Source organism: Brevundimonas sp. CURTG3B2_SDJG (assembly GCF_057364705.1).
Genome location: NZ_JBNFOJ010000046.1, coordinates 1 through 14,613, shown reverse-complemented (window position 1 = coordinate 14,613; position 14,613 = coordinate 1). Strand labels below are relative to the sequence as shown.

Annotated in this window: 24 protein-coding genes and 3 pseudogenes; 1 reads left to right on the top strand and 26 read right to left on the bottom strand. The window is 67.1% G+C overall.

The features are described 5' to 3' along the window. Positions 1-206: 206 nt before the first annotated feature. The 24 genes and pseudogenes from AC2W7C_RS04930 to rpsJ all read right to left on the bottom strand — a co-directional run bounded on the left by AC2W7C_RS04930 (position 207) and on the right by rpsJ (position 11,966). On the bottom strand, positions 207-767 hold the full coding sequence (locus AC2W7C_RS04930; RefSeq protein ID WP_486000439.1) for an adenylate kinase: 561 nt from the start codon (positions 765-767) through the stop codon (positions 207-209). Between the two features lie 24 nt (positions 768-791). Next, positions 792-1,903, bottom strand: a pseudogene (gene secY, locus AC2W7C_RS04925) (preprotein translocase subunit SecY). A 367-nt stretch (positions 1,904-2,270) separates the two neighbouring features. After that, positions 2,271-2,423, bottom strand: a complete 153-nt coding sequence (locus tag AC2W7C_RS04920; RefSeq protein WP_486000438.1) for a hypothetical protein — start codon at positions 2,421-2,423, stop codon at positions 2,271-2,273. Continuing rightward, on the bottom strand, positions 2,420-2,863 hold the full coding sequence (rplO, locus tag AC2W7C_RS04915) for a 50S ribosomal protein L15 (RefSeq protein WP_486000437.1): 444 nt from the start codon (positions 2,861-2,863) through the stop codon (positions 2,420-2,422). Before rplO ends, AC2W7C_RS04920 begins: the two co-directional genes overlap by 4 nt. A 215-nt stretch (positions 2,864-3,078) precedes the next feature. Next, positions 3,079-3,273, bottom strand: coding sequence for a 50S ribosomal protein L30 (gene rpmD / locus AC2W7C_RS04910; protein ID WP_486000436.1), 195 nt, complete (start codon positions 3,271-3,273; stop codon positions 3,079-3,081). Positions 3,274-3,275: 2 nt separating this feature from the next. Continuing rightward, positions 3,276-3,877, bottom strand: a pseudogene (gene rpsE / locus AC2W7C_RS04905) (30S ribosomal protein S5). A 12-nt stretch (positions 3,878-3,889) separates the two neighbouring features. Beyond that, the gene (gene rplR, locus AC2W7C_RS04900) at positions 3,890-4,246 is read right to left on the bottom strand and encodes a 50S ribosomal protein L18 (protein ID WP_486000435.1); all 357 of its coding nucleotides are present in this window, start codon (positions 4,244-4,246) and stop codon (positions 3,890-3,892) included. A gap of 3 nt (positions 4,247-4,249) precedes the next feature. Then, positions 4,250-4,783, bottom strand: coding sequence for a 50S ribosomal protein L6 (rplF, locus tag AC2W7C_RS04895; RefSeq protein ID WP_486000434.1), 534 nt, complete (start codon positions 4,781-4,783; stop codon positions 4,250-4,252). Position 4,784: 1 nt separating this feature from the next. Then, complete coding sequence (gene rpsH, locus AC2W7C_RS04890) at positions 4,785-5,183, bottom strand: 30S ribosomal protein S8 (protein WP_141626265.1); 399 nt, start codon at positions 5,181-5,183, stop codon at positions 4,785-4,787. A 15-nt stretch (positions 5,184-5,198) separates the two neighbouring features. Further along, on the bottom strand, positions 5,199-5,504 hold the full coding sequence (gene rpsN, locus AC2W7C_RS04885) for a 30S ribosomal protein S14 (protein WP_486000433.1): 306 nt from the start codon (positions 5,502-5,504) through the stop codon (positions 5,199-5,201). Between the two features lie 19 nt (positions 5,505-5,523). Beyond that, on the bottom strand, positions 5,524-6,081 hold the full coding sequence (gene rplE, locus AC2W7C_RS04880; RefSeq protein ID WP_486000432.1) for a 50S ribosomal protein L5: 558 nt from the start codon (positions 6,079-6,081) through the stop codon (positions 5,524-5,526). Further along, the gene (gene rplX, locus AC2W7C_RS04875; RefSeq protein WP_486000431.1) at positions 6,081-6,389 is read right to left on the bottom strand and encodes a 50S ribosomal protein L24; all 309 of its coding nucleotides are present in this window, start codon (positions 6,387-6,389) and stop codon (positions 6,081-6,083) included. Before rplX ends, rplE begins: the two co-directional genes overlap by 1 nt. Before the next feature lie 2 nt (positions 6,390-6,391). Next, positions 6,392-6,760, bottom strand: a complete 369-nt coding sequence (gene rplN / locus AC2W7C_RS04870) for a 50S ribosomal protein L14 (RefSeq protein ID WP_055832151.1) — start codon at positions 6,758-6,760, stop codon at positions 6,392-6,394. An 18-nt stretch (positions 6,761-6,778) separates the two neighbouring features. Then, positions 6,779-7,030: a 30S ribosomal protein S17 gene (gene rpsQ / locus AC2W7C_RS04865; RefSeq protein WP_486000430.1), complete on the bottom strand. Its 252-nt coding sequence runs from the start codon at positions 7,028-7,030 to the stop codon at positions 6,779-6,781. 10 nt (positions 7,031-7,040) lie between these two features. Next, positions 7,041-7,238 carry a 50S ribosomal protein L29 gene (gene rpmC / locus AC2W7C_RS04860; protein ID WP_141626260.1) on the bottom strand — a complete coding sequence of 66 codons (198 nt, stop codon included), beginning with the start codon at positions 7,236-7,238 and terminating at the stop codon, positions 7,041-7,043. Continuing rightward, positions 7,238-7,678: a 50S ribosomal protein L16 gene (gene rplP / locus AC2W7C_RS04855; RefSeq protein WP_183203626.1), complete on the bottom strand. Its 441-nt coding sequence runs from the start codon at positions 7,676-7,678 to the stop codon at positions 7,238-7,240. Before rplP ends, rpmC begins: the two co-directional genes overlap by 1 nt. 3 nt (positions 7,679-7,681) lie before the next feature. Further along, positions 7,682-8,437, bottom strand: a complete 756-nt coding sequence (gene rpsC / locus AC2W7C_RS04850; RefSeq protein WP_486000429.1) for a 30S ribosomal protein S3 — start codon at positions 8,435-8,437, stop codon at positions 7,682-7,684. Then, complete coding sequence (gene rplV / locus AC2W7C_RS04845; RefSeq protein ID WP_305288810.1) at positions 8,437-8,817, bottom strand: 50S ribosomal protein L22; 381 nt, start codon at positions 8,815-8,817, stop codon at positions 8,437-8,439. The genes rpsC and rplV overlap by 1 nt, the downstream gene beginning before the upstream one ends. A 3-nt stretch (positions 8,818-8,820) precedes the next feature. Further along, positions 8,821-9,099, bottom strand: coding sequence for a 30S ribosomal protein S19 (rpsS, locus tag AC2W7C_RS04840; protein ID WP_183203624.1), 279 nt, complete (start codon positions 9,097-9,099; stop codon positions 8,821-8,823). Between the two features lie 2 nt (positions 9,100-9,101). Further along, on the bottom strand, positions 9,102-9,935 hold the full coding sequence (gene rplB, locus AC2W7C_RS04835) for a 50S ribosomal protein L2 (RefSeq protein ID WP_486000428.1): 834 nt from the start codon (positions 9,933-9,935) through the stop codon (positions 9,102-9,104). Between the two features lie 4 nt (positions 9,936-9,939). Further along, a pseudogene (locus AC2W7C_RS04830) lies at positions 9,940-10,243 on the bottom strand (50S ribosomal protein L23). Continuing rightward, a complete protein-coding gene (gene rplD / locus AC2W7C_RS04825; RefSeq protein ID WP_486000427.1) occupies positions 10,243-10,881 on the bottom strand; it encodes a 50S ribosomal protein L4 in 639 nt (212 codons plus the stop codon). Before rplD ends, AC2W7C_RS04830 begins: the two are co-directional and overlap by 1 nt. Continuing rightward, positions 10,881-11,639, bottom strand: a complete 759-nt coding sequence (rplC, locus tag AC2W7C_RS04820; RefSeq protein WP_486000426.1) for a 50S ribosomal protein L3 — start codon at positions 11,637-11,639, stop codon at positions 10,881-10,883. The genes rplD and rplC overlap by 1 nt, the downstream gene beginning before the upstream one ends. Positions 11,640-11,660: 21 nt before the next feature. Further along, on the bottom strand, positions 11,661-11,966 hold the full coding sequence (rpsJ, locus tag AC2W7C_RS04815) for a 30S ribosomal protein S10 (protein ID WP_003164367.1): 306 nt from the start codon (positions 11,964-11,966) through the stop codon (positions 11,661-11,663). A 657-nt stretch (positions 11,967-12,623) separates the two neighbouring features. On the opposite strand from rpsJ, the gene AC2W7C_RS04810 reads away from it, so the two are divergent. Continuing rightward, positions 12,624-13,373: a porin gene (locus AC2W7C_RS04810; RefSeq protein ID WP_486000425.1), complete on the top strand. Its 750-nt coding sequence runs from the start codon at positions 12,624-12,626 to the stop codon at positions 13,371-13,373. Between the two features lie 156 nt (positions 13,374-13,529). Here the strand turns inward: AC2W7C_RS04810 and AC2W7C_RS04805 are convergent, their stop codons facing one another. Together AC2W7C_RS04805 and AC2W7C_RS04800 are read right to left on the bottom strand one after the other, a co-directional pair. Next, positions 13,530-13,661: a hypothetical protein gene (locus AC2W7C_RS04805; protein WP_486000424.1), complete on the bottom strand. Its 132-nt coding sequence runs from the start codon at positions 13,659-13,661 to the stop codon at positions 13,530-13,532. A gap of 390 nt (positions 13,662-14,051) precedes the next feature. Further along, entirely contained in the window at positions 14,052-14,321 is a 270-nt protein-coding gene (locus AC2W7C_RS04800) for a hypothetical protein (protein ID WP_486000423.1), read from the bottom strand. Positions 14,322-14,613 lie beyond the last annotated feature (292 nt).

Sequence of the window (14,613 nt, the reverse complement as noted above, 5' to 3'; positions counted from 1 at the left end):
CGGCGGAAGCGGCGGGCCGCCCGGCGCCCCGCCGGCCGACGACGACGAAGACTCCCAGGTGCGCGGCGACGATGGCCGCCGACGATCCCGGCGTTGCGGACCCGGCGGTCCCCTCAAAGATGGAATGTCCCGTGTTCACCGGCGCTCCATGGCACACGGCAGATGAACGCACGCCGACAGAGATCGTACCCCCCGAGGGCCCGGCGTCAGGCCAGGGCGGCGTCGATGGCGGCCGAGACGGTTTCGATGGAGCCCATGCCGTCGACCTCGGTCAGCTTGCCCTGGTCTTCGTAGTAGGGAAGCAGCGGCGCGGTCTGGCGGTTGTAGACGGCCAGGCGGTCCTTGAAGGTGTCCGGATTGTCGTCCGGCCGGCCCTGCTCGGCGAAACGCTTGGCGATCCGAGCCGTCAGAGCCTCGTCGTCGACCTTCAGGCGGACGACGCTGTCGATCTGCGAGCCGCGCTTGGCCAGCATGGCGTCCAGGGCCTCGGCCTGGGCGACCGTGCGCGGGAAGCCGTCGAAGATGGCGCCGCCCGCGGCCTCGGCCTCGGGCAGGCGATCCTCGATCAAGGCGATGACGATCTCGTCGGTGACCAGATCGCCGCGCGCCAGCACGTCCTTGACCTTCAGGCCCAGCTCCGAGCCGGACGCGATGGCGGCGCGCAGCATGTCCCCGGTGGACAGCTGGACCATGCCCCGCGTCTCGACCAGCCGCTTGGCCTGCGTGCCCTTGCCGGCCGCAGGCGGCCCGAACAGGATCAGGTTCATCGCCGCCCTCCCCGAGCGTTCAGATCAGCGACGGGCCGGCGCGGTCGTCCCGCGGCCGCGTCCCCGCAGCTTGGCCTTCTTGATCAGGCCTTCGTACTGGTGCGCCAACAGGTGCGACTGGATCTGGGCGACCGTGTCCATGGTCACCGAGACCACGATCAGCACCGAGGTGCCGCCGAAATACAGGCCGTTGCCGAAGTTGGCGACGACGATCTCGGGCAGCAGGCAGACGGCGGTGATGTAGGCCGCGCCGATCACCGTCAGACGGGTCAGGACGTAGTCCAGATATTCCGCCGTGCGCTTGCCCGGACGGATGCCCGGCAGGAAGCCGCCGTACTTGCGCAGGTTCTCGGCCGTGTCCTCGGGGTTGAAGGTGATCGAGGTGTAGAAGAAGCAGAAGAAGATGATCAGGACGGCGTACAGCACGCTGAACAGCGGCTGGCCATGCTGCATCTGGGCGGTGACGACCGGCAGCCAGTCCATCCACGGCGGCAGGTTCGCATTGGCCGTCATCTGGGCGACCGTCGCCGGCAGCATCAGAAGCGACGAGGCGAAGATCGGCGGGATGACGCCGGCGGTGTTGACCTTCAGCGGCAGGAACGAGCGCTCGCCCCCGGCCATGCGGTTGCCTTCCTGTCGCTTCGGATACTGGATCAGAAGCCGGCGCTGGGCGCGCTCCATGAAGACGATGAAGACGACCACGGCCACCGCCATGGCGGCGATGAACAGCAGCGAGAAGACCGACATCTGGCCTTGCTGGGCCAGGCCGAACAGGCGGGCGACCGTGCCCGGCAGGACCGCGACGATGCCGGCGAAGATGATCAGGGAGATGCCGTTGCCGACGCCGCGGGCGGTCACCTGCTCGCCCAGCCACATCAGGAACATGGTCCCGCCGTCAGCACGGTGATGGTCGAGACGATGAAGAAGATGCCCGGATTGTCGACGAAACCCGGCTGGGCGTTCAGGCCGATGGCGATGCCGCCCGACTGGAACAGGGCCAGCACGACAGTCAGATAGCGGGTGTACTGGTTCAGCTGCTTGCGGCCGCTTTCGCCGCCTTCCTTGCGCAGCTTCTCCCACGGCGGATAAACCGCGCCCAGCAGCTGGACGATGATCGAGGCCGAGATGTAGGGCATCACGTTCAGCGCGAAGACCGCGAAACGCTCGACCGCGCCGCCCGAGAACATGTTGACCATGTCCAGGATGCCGCGCTGGCTGTCCGGGTTCTGGAAGAAGGCCAGGAAGGCCTCGGAGTTGATGCCCGGAACCGGCACATAGGTGCCGATCCGGTAGACCAGCAGGGCCAGGAGCGTGAACAGCAGACGCTTGTGGAGCTCGGTCGCACGCGCGAACGAGCCCATGTTCATGTTTGCTGCGAGTTGTTCGGCGGCCGAAGCCATATGTCGTCACCCCGACTGATCAGAACGCGGCGCATCGGACCTGAAGTCGGCGCTTGCGTCCAGATAGGAGAAGGGCGCCCCCGTGGCGAGGGCGCCCATCAGCTTATTTCTTGGCGGCGGTCCGCTTGGCGCGGGCCGACACCTTGTTGGCGTCGCCCTTCGGAGCCTTGGGAGCCGGCGCCTTGCCCTTGGCGGCGTTGCGCTTCTCGACGCGGGCGGCGGCCTTGGCTTCGGCTTCGATGCGCTGTTCGGTCACGGAGCGCCGGCGGCTTCGATGGCCTTCTTGGCGCCGGCCGAGGCCGACCAGACGACCAGGTTCAGCTTGCCCTTGATCTCGCCGGCGCCCAGCAGGCGGACGCCGTCCTTGACGCGGCGGATGACGCCGGCGGCCACCAGGGCCTCGCCGTTGATCTCGCCCTTGGCGTCCAGCTTCTTGGCGTCGATGGCGTCCTGCAGGCGCCACAGGTTCACCTCGGCCAGCTTCAGCGCGTTCGGGTTGTTGAAGCCGCGCTTCGGCATGCGCATGTACAGCGGCATCTGGCCGCCTTCGAAGCCGCCGATGGCGACGCCCGAACGGGACTTCTGGCCCTTGACGCCGCGACCGGCGGTCTTGCCCTTGCCCGAGCCCGGGCCGCGGCCCACGCGCATGCGCTTCTTGTGGGCGCCTTCGTTCTCGCGGATTTCGTTCAGTTTCATGTGCCTGATCCTTTCGGGTGCTAGCGCCCGCTCAGGGAGCGGACTCGGCGGTTTTCAGTATCTCCCTCCCCATTCGGGGAGGGTGGCCGCGAAGCGGCCGGGTGGGGGCGGCCCTAAAGCAACCCCCGAACGCAATGAAGGGCGGCCTATAGCCGCCCCCACCCGATCACCGCAAGCGGTGATCTTCCCTCCCCCGACGGGGGAGGGAGATTCGCTTACTTCTCGACCACTTCCACCATGTGGTGGACCTTGGCGATCATGCCGCGGACGGAGGGGGTGTCCTCCAGCGTCGATTCACGGCCCACGCGGTTCAGGCCCAGGCCGACCAGGGTGGCGCGCTGATCCGACTTGCGGCGGATCGGGCTGCCGACCTGGCGGACGGTGACGGTCTTCTTCTCGGTCTTGGCCATGATCAGCCCTCGATGGCTTCAGGCGCCGAGGCGCCGTCGTTGCGACGACCCATCAGGTCCGCGACCTTCTTGCCGCGCTTGGACGCGACCTGACGGGGCGAGGACTGGACCTTCAGAGCTTCGAAGGTCGCGCGGATCATGTTGTAGGGGTTCGACGAGCCGGTCGACTTGCCCACGACGTCCTGGACGCCGAGGGTTTCGAGCACGGCGCGCATCGGACCGCCCGCGATGACGCCCGTTCCCGGAGGAGCGGCGCGCATCATGATCTTGCCGGCGCCCCAACGGCCGGCGCCGTCGTGGTGCAGGGTGCGGTTCTCGCGCAGCGGAACCTTGATCATGGTCTTCTTGGCTTCTTCGGTCGCCTTGCGGATGGCTTCCGGCACTTCGCGCGCCTTGCCGTGACCGAAGCCGACGCGGCCCTTGCCGTCGCCGACGACCATCAGGGCCGCGAACGAGAAGCGACGGCCGCCTTTGACCGTGGCCGCGACGCGGTTGATGTGCACCAGCTTCTCGACGATGTCCGATTCCGGACGTCGACGGCGGGAGCGTTGCGGTTGTCGCGGCGATTGCGGTCGCCGCCGCCGCGTTGGGGTTGTTGCGCCATCTGTCGCGTCCCTTAGAAGTTCAGGCCGGCTTCGCGCGCGGCTTCCGCCAGCGCCTTCACCCGTCCGTGATAGATGTAGCCGCCCCGGTCGAAGACGACGTCCTTGACGCCCTTCTCGATGGCGCGTTCGGCGATCAGCTTGCCGATCGCGGCGGCGGACGCGACGTCCGAGCCCTTCTTGCCCTTGCCGCCTTCCAGCGACGAGGCGGCGGCCACCGTGACGCCCTGGGCGTCGTCGATGATCTGGGCCGAGATGTTCTTGTCCGAACGGTAGACCGACAGGCGCAGACGGCCGTTGGCGACCGCCTTCAGGCGACGACGGTTGCGCTCGGCGCGGCGCTTGGCTTGCTGTTGAAGAGAGAGAGCCATGACTTACTTCTTCTTGCCTTCCTTGCGACGCACGGTCTCGCCGGCGTAGCGGACGCCCTTGCCCTTGTAGGGCTCCGGCGGACGCAGCTTGCGGATGACGGCGGCGATCTGACCGACGGCCTGCTTGTCCGAGCCCGAGATCTTGATCTCGGTCTGCTTCGGCACGGCGAAGGTGACGCCGGCCGGCGGGTCGATGTCGACGTCGTGCGAGAAGCCGAGCTGCAGCGACAGCTGGTTGCCCTTCATCGCGGCGCGGTAGCCCACGCCGACCAGCTCGAGCGTCTTGTCGAAGCCGGTGGTGACGCCGGTCACCATGTTGTCGAGCAGGGTGCGCGACAGGCCCCACATCGCGCGAGCGCGCTGGGTGTCCGACCGCGGGGTCAGCGACAGCTCGTCGCCTTCCTGCTTGACTTCGATCTCTTCAGCGACGGTCCAGGTGCGTTCGCCCTTGGGGCCCTTCACCGAGACGGTCTGGCCGTCGAGCGTGACAGTCACGCCCTTCGGCACAGCGATGGTTTTCTTGCCGATACGGGACATCTTAGTAGACCCTGCAGAGGACTTCGCCGCCGACGTTCGCGTCGCGGGCGGCGGCGTCCGACATGACGCCCTTGGACGTCGAAAGGATCGAGATGCCCAGGCCGTTCTTGATCGGCTTCAGGTCGCTGATAGCCGAGTAGACGCGGCGGCCGGGCTTCGACACGCGGGCGATCTCGGCGATCACCGGCTGGCCGTCGAAATACTTCAGCTCGATCTCGAACTGCGGGAACTCACCCGGGTTCTGAACCAGGTTGTAGCCGCGGATGTAGCCTTCGTCCTGCAGCACGTCGAGGACGCGCTGGCGCAGGCGGGAAGCCGGGGTCAGCACCTTGGAACGCTTGCGGGTCGCGGCGTTCTTGATGCGGGCGATCATGTCGCTCAGGGGATCGTTGATCATCATGACTGTATGCTCCCCTTACCAGCTCGACTTCGTCAGGCCGGGGATCTGGCCCAGGTTGCCCAGTTCGCGCAGGGCGATCCGGCTCATCTTGAGCTTCCGGTAGAAGGCGCGCGGGCGGCCCGTCACTTCGCAGCGGTTGCGAATGCGGTTCGGAGCCGAGTTCCGCGGCAGTTGAGCCAGCTTCAGACGCGCCTCGAAGCGCTCCTCCAGCGGCAGGGATTCGTCGTTCGCGGTCGCCTTCAGGGCGGCGCGCTTGTCGGCGTACTTCGCGACGAGGGCCTTGACCATCTCGTTACGGTTTACAGCGGACTTCTTAGCCATTGTGCTCTTCCCTTCCCGCTCAGTTCACGAACGGGAACTTGAACTCGGTGAGGAGAGCCTTGGCTTCCTCATCGGTCTTGGCCGTGGTGCAGACGATGATGTCCATGCCCCACATCTGGTCGATCTGGTCGTAGTTGATCTCCGGGAACACGATGTGCTCCTTCAGACCCGTGGCGTAGTTGCCGCGACCGTCGAACGAGGTGCCCTTCAGGCCCCGGAAATCCTTTACGCGCGGCAGCGCGATCGTGACGAACCGGTCCAGGAACTCGTACATCTGGTCGCCGCGCAGCGTGACCTTGCCGCCGACCACCATGCCTTCGCGCAGCTTGAAGCCGGCGATGGAGTTGCGGGCCTTGGTCGGCACGGCCTTCTGGCCGGCGATCGCGGTCAGATCCTTGAGGGCGGCGGTCGCCTTCTTGGAGTCGGCCACGGCTTCGCCGATGCCCATGTTCAGGACGATCTTGTCCAGCTTGGGCACCTGCATTTCGTTCGTGTAGCCGAACTTTTCCTTCATCGCGGCGCGGATGCGCGACACGTATTCGCCCTTGAGGCGCGGAGTGTACTTGGTGTCGGCCATCAGATGACGTCTCCCGTCGTCTTGGCGAAGCGAACCTTCTTGTCGCCTTCCATGCGGAAGCCGACGCGGGTCGCCTTGCCGTTGGCGTCGGCGATCGCGACGTTCGACAGGTGAAGCGACGCTTCCTTGTTCTTGATGCCGCCTTGGGGGTCAGCCTGGGTCGGGCGCGTGTGGCGCTGGACCATGTTGACGCCTTGCACGACGACGCGGTTCTCGGTCGGCAGGACCTTGAGCACCTTGCCGGTGCGGCCCTTGTCCTTGCCGGTCAGGACGACGACGTTGTCGCCCGATTTGATCTTGGCGGCCATGACTACAGGACCTCCGGAGCCAGCGAGATGATCTTCATGTGGTTCTTGGCGCGCAGTTCGCGGGGAACCGGGCCGAAGATCCGCGTGCCGACGGGCTCGTTCTGCTTGTTGACGATGACGGCGGCCGACTTGTCGAAGCGGATGACAGAGCCGTCCTTGCGCATGATGTCCTTGGCGGTGCGCACGACGATGGCGCGAACAACGTCGCCCTTCTTCACGCGGCCGCGCGGAATCGCTTCCTTCACCGAGGCGACGATCGTGTCGCCCACCGAGGCGTAGCGGCGCTTGGAGCCGCCCAACACCTTGATGCACATGACCCGGCGAGCGCCCGAATTGTCGGCCACCTCCAGGTTAGTTTGCATCTGGATCATGGGATCCGATCCTTTTCTTTACGAAGCCGAGGCAGCCGAGGCGTCCGACAGGACTTCCCAGCGCTTCAGCTTGGACTTCGGGGCGCACTCGACGATGCGGGCCAGGTCGCCGACCTTGAGGGCGTTGGCTTCGTCGTGGGCGTGATACTTCTTGGACAGACGGACGGTCTTCTTCAGGACCGGGTGCAGCAGGGTGCGCTCGACCTTGACGACGACGGTCTTGTCGCCCTTGTCGGAGACGACCACGCCTTCGAGAATTCGCTTCGGCATCTTCGTTTCCTTAAACAGCCGCGCGCTTCTCACGCAGCAGCGTGGAGATGCGGGCGATGTCCTTGCGCACTTCCGAGACCCGGTGGGTCTTTTCCATCTGGCCGGTGGCGGCCTGGAAGCGCAGGTTGAACTGTTCCTTCTTGAGCTTCAGCAGCTCGTCGGACAGCTGGTCGGCGGTTTGCGACCGGAGATCGGCGATCTTGGTCATCAGGCAGCGGCCTCCACATGGGCGATGCCGGCGTCGAGGCGGGTGACCACCTTGGTGCGGACCGGCAGCTTGGCGGCGCCGAGGCGCAGCGCTTCGCGAGCGATGTCGTCCGGCACGCCGTCGATTTCGAACAGGATGCGGCCCGGGTGGCAGCGCGCGGCCCAGTGGTCCACGGCGCCCTTGCCCTTGCCCATCCGGACTTCGGCCGGCTTGCCCGTGACGGGCAGGTCGGGGAAGACGCGGATCCAGACGCGGCCCTGACGCTTCATCTGGCGGGTGATCGCGCGGCGGGCCGCCTCGATCTGACGCGCGGTGATGCGTTCCGGCTCGACCGTCTTGAGGCCGTACGAGCCGAAGTTCAGCGAGAAGCCGCCCTTGGCCGAACCGTGGATGCGGCCCTTGAAGGCCTTCCGGTACTTGGTTTTCTTCGGTTGCAGCATGACTTAGTTCTCACGTCCCCGGTCGCGACGCGGACCACGATCCCCACGGGGACCGCCGCGCTCACGGCCTTCGTTCGAAGACGGACCCGAGGCTTCCTGGGCCCAACGCTTGTCCTGGGCCATCGGGTCGTGCTCGAGCACCTCACCCTTGAACACCCAGACCTTCACGCCGATGATGCCGTACGTCGTCTTGGCTTCGATGAAGCCGTAGTCGATGTCGGCGCGCAGGGTGTGCAGCGGCACGCGACCTTCGCGGTACCACTCCATCCGAGCGATCTCGGCGCCGCCCAGGCGACCCGAAACGTTGATCCGGACGCCCTTGGCGCCCAGACGCATGGCCGACTGCATCGCGCGCTTCATGGCGCGACGGAAGGCGATCCGGCGCTCCAGCTGCTGGGCGATGTTCTCGGCGATCAGCTGGGCGTCGGTCTCGGGCTTGCGGACCTCGACGATGTTCAGGTGAACCTCGCCTTCGGTGCGGGCCGAGATGTCCTTGCGGAGCTTCTCGATGTCGGCGCCCTTCTTGCCGATCACGACGCCCGGGCGGGCGGCGTAGATCGTCACGCGGCACTTCTTGTGCGGGCGTTCGATGATGATGCGCGACACGCCGGCGGCGGCCAGGCGCTCCTTCAGCCACTCGCGCAGCTTCAGGTCCTGGTGCAGCAGCTTGGCGTATTCGGCGCCGCCGGCGAACCAGCGGCTGTCCCACGTGCGGTTGACGCCGAGGCGCAGACCGATCGGATTGACTTTCTGACCCATCAGGCGGCCTCACCGGCTTCGCGGACCACGATGGTGATCTCGGCGAAAGGTTTCAGGATGCGCGACGAGCGGCCGCGAGCGCGGCTCGCGAAACGCTTCATCACCAGGTTCTTGCCCACGTAGGCCTCGGCGACGACCAGGTTGTCGATGTCGAGGTTGTGGTTGTTCTCGGCGTTCGAGACGGCCGAATACAGGACCTTGCGGACGTCGGTGGCGATGCGCTTGCGGCTGAATTCCAGCTCGTTCAGCGCCTTCTGGACCGGCAGGCCGCGGATCGACTGGGCGACCAGGTTCAGCTTCTGAGGGCTGATCCGGACGTTCACCAGCTTGGCGCGGGCTTCGGTCGGGGCGACCCGACGGGGGTTCTTGGTCTGGGCCATCGGTTACTTCCTCTTGGCCTTCTTGTCCGCCGCGTGGCCCGGGAAGTTCCGGGTCGGGGCGAACTCGCCGAACTTCATGCCGACCATTTCTTCCGACACCGACACCGGCACGTGCTTCTGGCCGTTGTGGACGCCGAACGTCAGGCCGACGAACTGCGGCAGGATGGTGGAGCGGCGCGACCAGGTCTTGATCACGTCCTTGCGGCCCGACGTCTGAACGGCGTCGGCCTTCTTGAGCAGATACCCGTCGACAAACGGGCCTTTCCAGGAGGAGCGGGCCATTCTTAGCGAGCCTTCTTCACGTGGCGGGTACGGATGATGAACTTGTCCGTCGCCTTGTTCTTGCGGGTGCGGGTGCCCTTGGTGTCCTTGCCCCACGGCGTGACCGGGGTGCGGCCGCCAGAGGTCCGGCCTTCACCACCACCGTGCGGGTGGTCGATCGGGTTCATGGCGACGCCGCGGACGTGCGGACGCCAGCCCATGTGACGGACGCGGCCGGCCTTGCCGAGGTTCTGGTTCATGTGGTCGGGGTTCGAAACCGCGCCCACCGTGGCCATGCAGCCGTCCAGGACCATGCGCAGCTCGCCCGAGCCGAGACGGATCTGAGCGTAGCCCTGATCGCGGCCGACCAGCTGGGCGTAGGCGCCGGCCGAACGGGCCAGCTGAGCGCCCTTGCCCGGCTTCATCTCGATGTTGTGGATGATCGTACCCACGGGCATCGAGCGCAGCGGCATGGCGTTGCCCGGCTTCACGTCGACCTTTTCGCCGGCCACCACCGTGTCGCCCGCCTTCAGGCGTTGCGGCGCGATGATGTAGGCCTTCTCGCCGTCCTCATAGGTGATGAGGGCGATGAAGGCGGTCCGGTTCGGATCGTACTCCAGGCGCTCGACCGTCGCCGAGGCGAACTTGCGGCGCTTGAAATCGATCTTGCGGTACAGCGTCTTGGCGCCGCCGCCGCGGAAGCGGACGGCGATGCGACCGCCCTGACCGCGACCGCCCGACTTGGTCAGGCCTTCGGTCAGCGACTTCTCGGGACGGCCCTTGTGGAGCTCCGAGCGGTCGATCAGCACCAGGGCGCGGCGGCCCGGCGACGTCGGATTGTAAGTCTTCAAGGCCATCTGATCAGAGCCCCGTGGTGACGTCGATCGACTGGCCTTCGGCCAGCGTCACGATCGCTTTTTGATGTCGACCCGACGGCCATGATGCCGCGGAAACGCTTGGTCTTGCCCTTCTGGACGAGGGTGTTGACCTTCAGCACGTTGACCTTGAACAGGGCCTCGACCGCCGCGGCGATCTCGTCCTTGGAGGCGTTGTCCGCGACGCGGAAGACGACCTTGTTCTGTTCCGACAGGATCGTGGCCTTCTCGGTGATCACCGGAGCCAGGATGGTGTCGTAGTGACGCGCGGTGGGTTGAGCGCCGGCCATTACGCGGCCTCCTTCGCAGAGAAGCGCGCCTCGATGGCTTCAACAGCCGCCTTGGTCAGCACCAGCTTGTCGGCCCGCAGGATGTCATAGACGTTCAGGCCGGCGTTCGGCAGCACGTCGATGTGCGGGATGTTGCGAGCGGCCAGGCCGAAGTTCGTATCGACTTCCGGACCGGCGATGATCAGGGCCTTGGCCCAGCCCAGCTTGCCGAAGGTCTCGCGCAGCGAGGCGGTCTTGGCTTCCTTGACCGAGACGCTGTCCACCACGACCAGGTCGCCGGCCTTGGCCTTCGACGAGAGCGCGTGACGCAGAGCCAGGGCGCGGACCTTCTTCGGCAGCGAGAAGCCGTGGTCGCGGACGACCGGGCCGAACGCGCGCGAGCCGCCGACGAACTGCGGCGCACGGCGCGAACCGTGACGGGCGCCGCCGGTGCCCTTCTGCTTGTACATCTTCTTGCCCGTACGAGAATTCTCGTTGCGGGTCTGGACCTTGTGCGTGCCGGCGCGGCGCTTGGCCAGCTGCCAGTTGACGTAGCGGGCCAGCAGGTCGCCGCGGATGTCGGTGATGCCGAAGACGGCGTCCGACAGCTCAACGTCGCCAGCAGCCTTGCCGTCGAGTTTGATGACCGAGAGTTTCATTACGCTTCACCGCCTTCGACGGTCTCGGCGGCCGGGGCTTCCTCGGCCGGCGTTTCCGCCGGTTGAGCCGCAGCGGCGGCCTTGTTCGACTTCACGCCGCCGGGGAACGGGGCGTCGGCCGGACGGGCCTTCTTCACGGCGTCGCGGATCTTGACCCACGTGCCTTCGTGACCCGGGACGGCGCCCTTGATCAGGATCAGGCCGCGGTCGGCGTCGACGCGGAAGACGGTCAGGTTCTGGGTGGTGACGACTTCCTGGCCGAGGTGGCCGGCCATCTTCTTGCCCGGGAACGTGCGGCCCGGGTCCTGACGGTTACCCGTGGAGCCGTGCGAGCGGTGCGAGACCGAAACACCGTGCGTGGCGCGCAGACCGCCGAAGTTCCAGCGCTTCATGGCGCCGGCGAAGCCCTTGCCGATGGTCTCGGCCTGGACGTCGACCTTCTGGCCGGCGACGAAGTGGTCGGCCGAGAACTCGGCGCCCACGTCCATCATGGCGTCCGCATCGATGCGGAACTCGGTGACATAGGCCTTCGGCTCCACTTCCAGCTTCGCGAAAGCTTCGCGTTGAGCCTTGTTGGTGTTCTTGGCCTTCTTGGTGCCAGCGCCCAGCTGGAGAGCGACGTAGCCGTCACGCTCCTGGGTACGTTGGCCGACGACTTGGCAGCCGTCGAGCTGCAGCACAGTGACCGGAACGTGCGCGCCGTCATCGGCGAACACGCGGGTCATGCCCAGCTTCTTGGCGATCACGCCCGTGCGCATCGGATCCCGCCTCTTTCTCGATTAAATCTTGATCTCGACGTCCACGCCGGCGGACAGGTCGAGCTTCATGAGCGCGTCCACGGTCTGCGGGGTGGGGTCGACGATGTCGAGCACGCGCTTGTGCGTGCGGATTTCAAACTGCTCGCGCGACTTCTTGTCGACGTGCGGCGAGCGGTTCACGGTGAACTTTTCGATCAGGGTCGGCAGCGGAATCGGACCGCGAACGGTCGCGCCGGTGCGCTTGGCGGTGTTGACGATCTCGCGCGTCGAAAAGTCGAGGACGCGGTGATCGAAGGCCTTGAGCCTGATGCGGATGCTTTGATCCATATCGCTAGCTATTCCCAAGCAGGCGAACCTGCGTCCCTGTGAACCATTTCAAAGACCGGAGTCTTCAGGCCGAGAGGCCTTCAGAGTACGCACGTCCGCAAAAACGATCGGCCCACGCAGGTCACCCGCGAAGGCCGTTGAAGTCCCAAGAAGCTGCAAAGAACAGGCACTCAGGTCGTTCCTGCGAACCGCGTCTGCACCCGGAGGTGCACAGCCGGTCCAACAAGAGTGCGCGCTTATGCCGATTGAGTCCCTGCGCGTCAAGCGGCGAAAACGTGGCGGAGCCTCATTCCGGTCGGACGGCGGCGGCGTCCGCGGCCACAGCTTCGACGGCTCCTTATAGTGGGTCGGAATAATGGGTCGGACGGGCGCGCCGATGCGGCGGCCGCGCGGGTGACGGAATCAGTCCCTTCCGCCCCTCACCCAGCCAGACCGCCGAGGACGCGGCCACGGTCGTTCCTGACGCGCCGTTCAGGCCGCGCCGCGATCCCTCCCCGGTGTTGCCGCACAGGCGCCACAATGCGTGACGGTTTCGCAACAGAGCTCGCAAGCCGCTGTTTTATGACACCTTTGTAATAGCCGGGCTTGGCCAGGCGCTGATAGGCCGCCGGTCCGCAGCGCGACTCCCCGCGCCGCCCAACGGAAAAAAGAACAACAATGAAGTCTCTCTTCCTCGCCACCGCCGCCGTCGCCGCCTTCGCCGCGGCCCCCGCCCTGGCGCAGTCGGGCCCGGTCGGCTCGGTCGGCGTCTCCTACTCGAACAGCGAAGTCGAACTGGGCGCCGCGTCGGCTGACAGCGACGACTATGCGATCGACGGCGTGGTCGCCGTCGACGCCTTCTCGGGCTGGACCGCCACCTTCGCCGGCACGGTCAGCCACAACGACGACGCCAACGAGACTGGCGTCGCCGGCACGGCCCACCTGACCCGCATGGCCGGCTCGGACCTGCGCTACGGCGGCTTCGTCGGCGCGGCCGACCTGGGCGACGAAACCGCCTGGACCGTCGGCGGCGAAGTCCAGAAATACCTGGCCAAGGCCACCCTGACCGGCTCGCTGGCCTACACCAACGTCGATGACCTGGACCTCGACGCCTGGACCGTCGGCGGCGACGCGGCCTTCTACGTCATGGAGAACCTGCGCCTGAACGCCGGCGTCAGCTACTCCAACGTGGACGCCGGCGGCGCTGACGCCGACCTGTGGACCTACGGCGCGGGTGCCGAGTACGAGATCCAGAACACCCCGTTCTCGGTCGCGGCCGGTTACACCCGCGGCGACGTCGAGGACGTCACCATCGACACCTGGACGATCGGCCTGCGCTACAGCTTCGGCGGCGGCCTGCAGGCGCGCGACCGCGCCGGCGCCGGCCTGACCGGCTCGGGCGTCACCAGCATCCTGGGCGCGCTGTAAGCTCGGCGATCCTGTTGACGAACGAAGCCCCGGCGGAGCGATCCGCCGGGGCTTTTTCGTGGTTGGCGCCTTCGCGCAAGGCCGACGGCGGACAAGGAAAAAGGCCCGGGGGGTTCCACGCTCCCGGGCCTTCTCCGTCATCAGCGGCTGCAGGGGTCAGCTGCCGATGCGAATGTCCCCGCCGCCCATGATCGAGCGGCTGACCGAGCCCGTGGCGCGGGCGATGGTCACGTCGCCGCCGCCGACGATGGAGACGTCGACGTCTCCGGCCACGCCGCCGAAGGCCACGTCCCCCGAGCCGGCGATGCTGATGCTGACGTCGGCGAGGTCCCGGCGCGCACGTCGACGTCGCCCGAACCGCCGATCGACACATCCATGGGGCCGTCCAGGCGGGCCACCACCACGTCGCCCGAGCCGCCGATCGCGATGTCCAGGTCCCGCGTGCGCCGGCGCTCACCGATCCCGAACCGCCGATGGCGACCTCCAGGCCATTGGACGTCCCCGCGCGGATGTCGCCCGAGCCGCCGATACTCAGCGACATGGGGCCGTCGACGTTGGCGACGTCCCAGCGGCCGCAGCCGCCGTGGCCCAGCTCCAGCGACCGGGCGCCCCGGCCGACCGAGCCGTAGATGGCGCCCGAGGCGGCGACGTCGACGTTGCGCGGCGTGCGGATGACGATCAGCGGGCGTCGGCCAGGTTGACGCGGCCGATCCCGCGGACCTCGGCCCAGGCGCCTTCGCCGGCCGGTCGGCCGCTCGGACCGTCATGGCATTCGTTGATGTGTCCCGCCAGCCGCCGAACCAGCCGCCGCGGCGGCGCAGGCCGCCGTTGACGCGGATTTTCGTCGCCATCGCGGCTGACCTCGACGCGGGGCAGGCGCGACGAGCCCTGCTCGACCTCGACGGCGACGTCGGCGCGGTCCTCGACGATCACGGCCACTCGGGCCACGGCGTAGCGAATCTCGACATTGGGCTCCTTGGCCAGGGCCGGAGTGGCGGCCGCGCGGCGGCGAGGGCGACAGCCGATACGGCGGTTGCGATGGCGATTTTCATGGGGACCTCCCTGTCCGGTATGACGGGAAGGTGCGGCCGCGCCCGGCTCAAGTCACTTTAATCGAGCATGACCCGTTGTAAGGAGAGCCGCGAAGCCGTCCCGGCGAGCGTCGAGCCCTCGCCTGTCTGGAATTCAGCGCGCAGCGCGCCGGCCCCGTCCGCCGCGCCGCGACCTCGGGCTCCGAATC

Coding starts and splice junctions, on each gene's coding strand:
- AC2W7C_RS04930 (WP_486000439.1), bottom strand. CDS start 767: ATGAACCTGATCCTGTTCGGGCCGCCTGCGGCCGGCAAGGGCACGCAG.
- rplO (WP_486000437.1), bottom strand. CDS start 2,863: ATGAAACTGAACGAAATCCGCGAGAACGAAGGCGCCCACAAGAAGCGC.
- rpmD (WP_486000436.1), bottom strand. CDS start 3,273: ATGGCCAAGACCGAGAAGAAGACCGTCACCGTCCGCCAGGTCGGCAGC.
- rplR (WP_486000435.1), bottom strand. CDS start 4,246: ATGGCTCTCTCTCTTCAACAGCAAGCCAAGCGCCGCGCCGAGCGCAAC.
- rplF (WP_486000434.1), bottom strand. CDS start 4,783: ATGTCCCGTATCGGCAAGAAAACCATCGCTGTGCCGAAGGGCGTGACT.
- rpsH (WP_141626265.1), bottom strand. CDS start 5,183: ATGATGATCAACGATCCCCTGAGCGACATGATCGCCCGCATCAAGAAC.
- rpsN (WP_486000433.1), bottom strand. CDS start 5,504: ATGGCTAAGAAGTCCGCTGTAAACCGTAACGAGATGGTCAAGGCCCTC.
- rplE (WP_486000432.1), bottom strand. CDS start 6,081: ATGGCCGACACCAAGTACACTCCGCGCCTCAAGGGCGAATACGTGTCG.
- rplX (WP_486000431.1), bottom strand. CDS start 6,389: ATGGCCGCCAAGATCAAATCGGGCGACAACGTCGTCGTCCTGACCGGC.
- rplN (WP_055832151.1), bottom strand. CDS start 6,760: ATGATCCAGATGCAAACTAACCTGGAGGTGGCCGACAATTCGGGCGCT.
- rpsQ (WP_486000430.1), bottom strand. CDS start 7,030: ATGCCGAAGCGAATTCTCGAAGGCGTGGTCGTCTCCGACAAGGGCGAC.
- rpmC (WP_141626260.1), bottom strand. CDS start 7,238: ATGACCAAGATCGCCGATCTCCGGTCGCAAACCGCCGACCAGCTGTCC.
- rplP (WP_183203626.1), bottom strand. CDS start 7,678: ATGCTGCAACCGAAGAAAACCAAGTACCGGAAGGCCTTCAAGGGCCGC.
- rpsC (WP_486000429.1), bottom strand. CDS start 8,437: ATGGGTCAGAAAGTCAATCCGATCGGTCTGCGCCTCGGCGTCAACCGC.
- rplV (WP_305288810.1), bottom strand. CDS start 8,817: ATGGCCCAGACCAAGAACCCCCGTCGGGTCGCCCCGACCGAAGCCCGC.
- rpsS (WP_183203624.1), bottom strand. CDS start 9,099: ATGGCCCGCTCCTCCTGGAAAGGCCCGTTTGTCGACGGGTATCTGCTC.
- rplB (WP_486000428.1), bottom strand. CDS start 9,935: ATGGCCTTGAAGACTTACAATCCGACGTCGCCGGGCCGCCGCGCCCTG.
- rplD (WP_486000427.1), bottom strand. CDS start 10,881: ATGAAACTCTCGGTCATCAAACTCGACGGCAAGGCTGCTGGCGACGTT.
- rplC (WP_486000426.1), bottom strand. CDS start 11,639: ATGCGCACGGGCGTGATCGCCAAGAAGCTGGGCATGACCCGCGTGTTC.
- rpsJ (WP_003164367.1), bottom strand. CDS start 11,966: ATGGATCAAAGCATCCGCATCAGGCTCAAGGCCTTCGATCACCGCGTC.
- AC2W7C_RS04810 (WP_486000425.1), top strand. CDS start 12,624: ATGAAGTCTCTCTTCCTCGCCACCGCCGCCGTCGCCGCCTTCGCCGCG.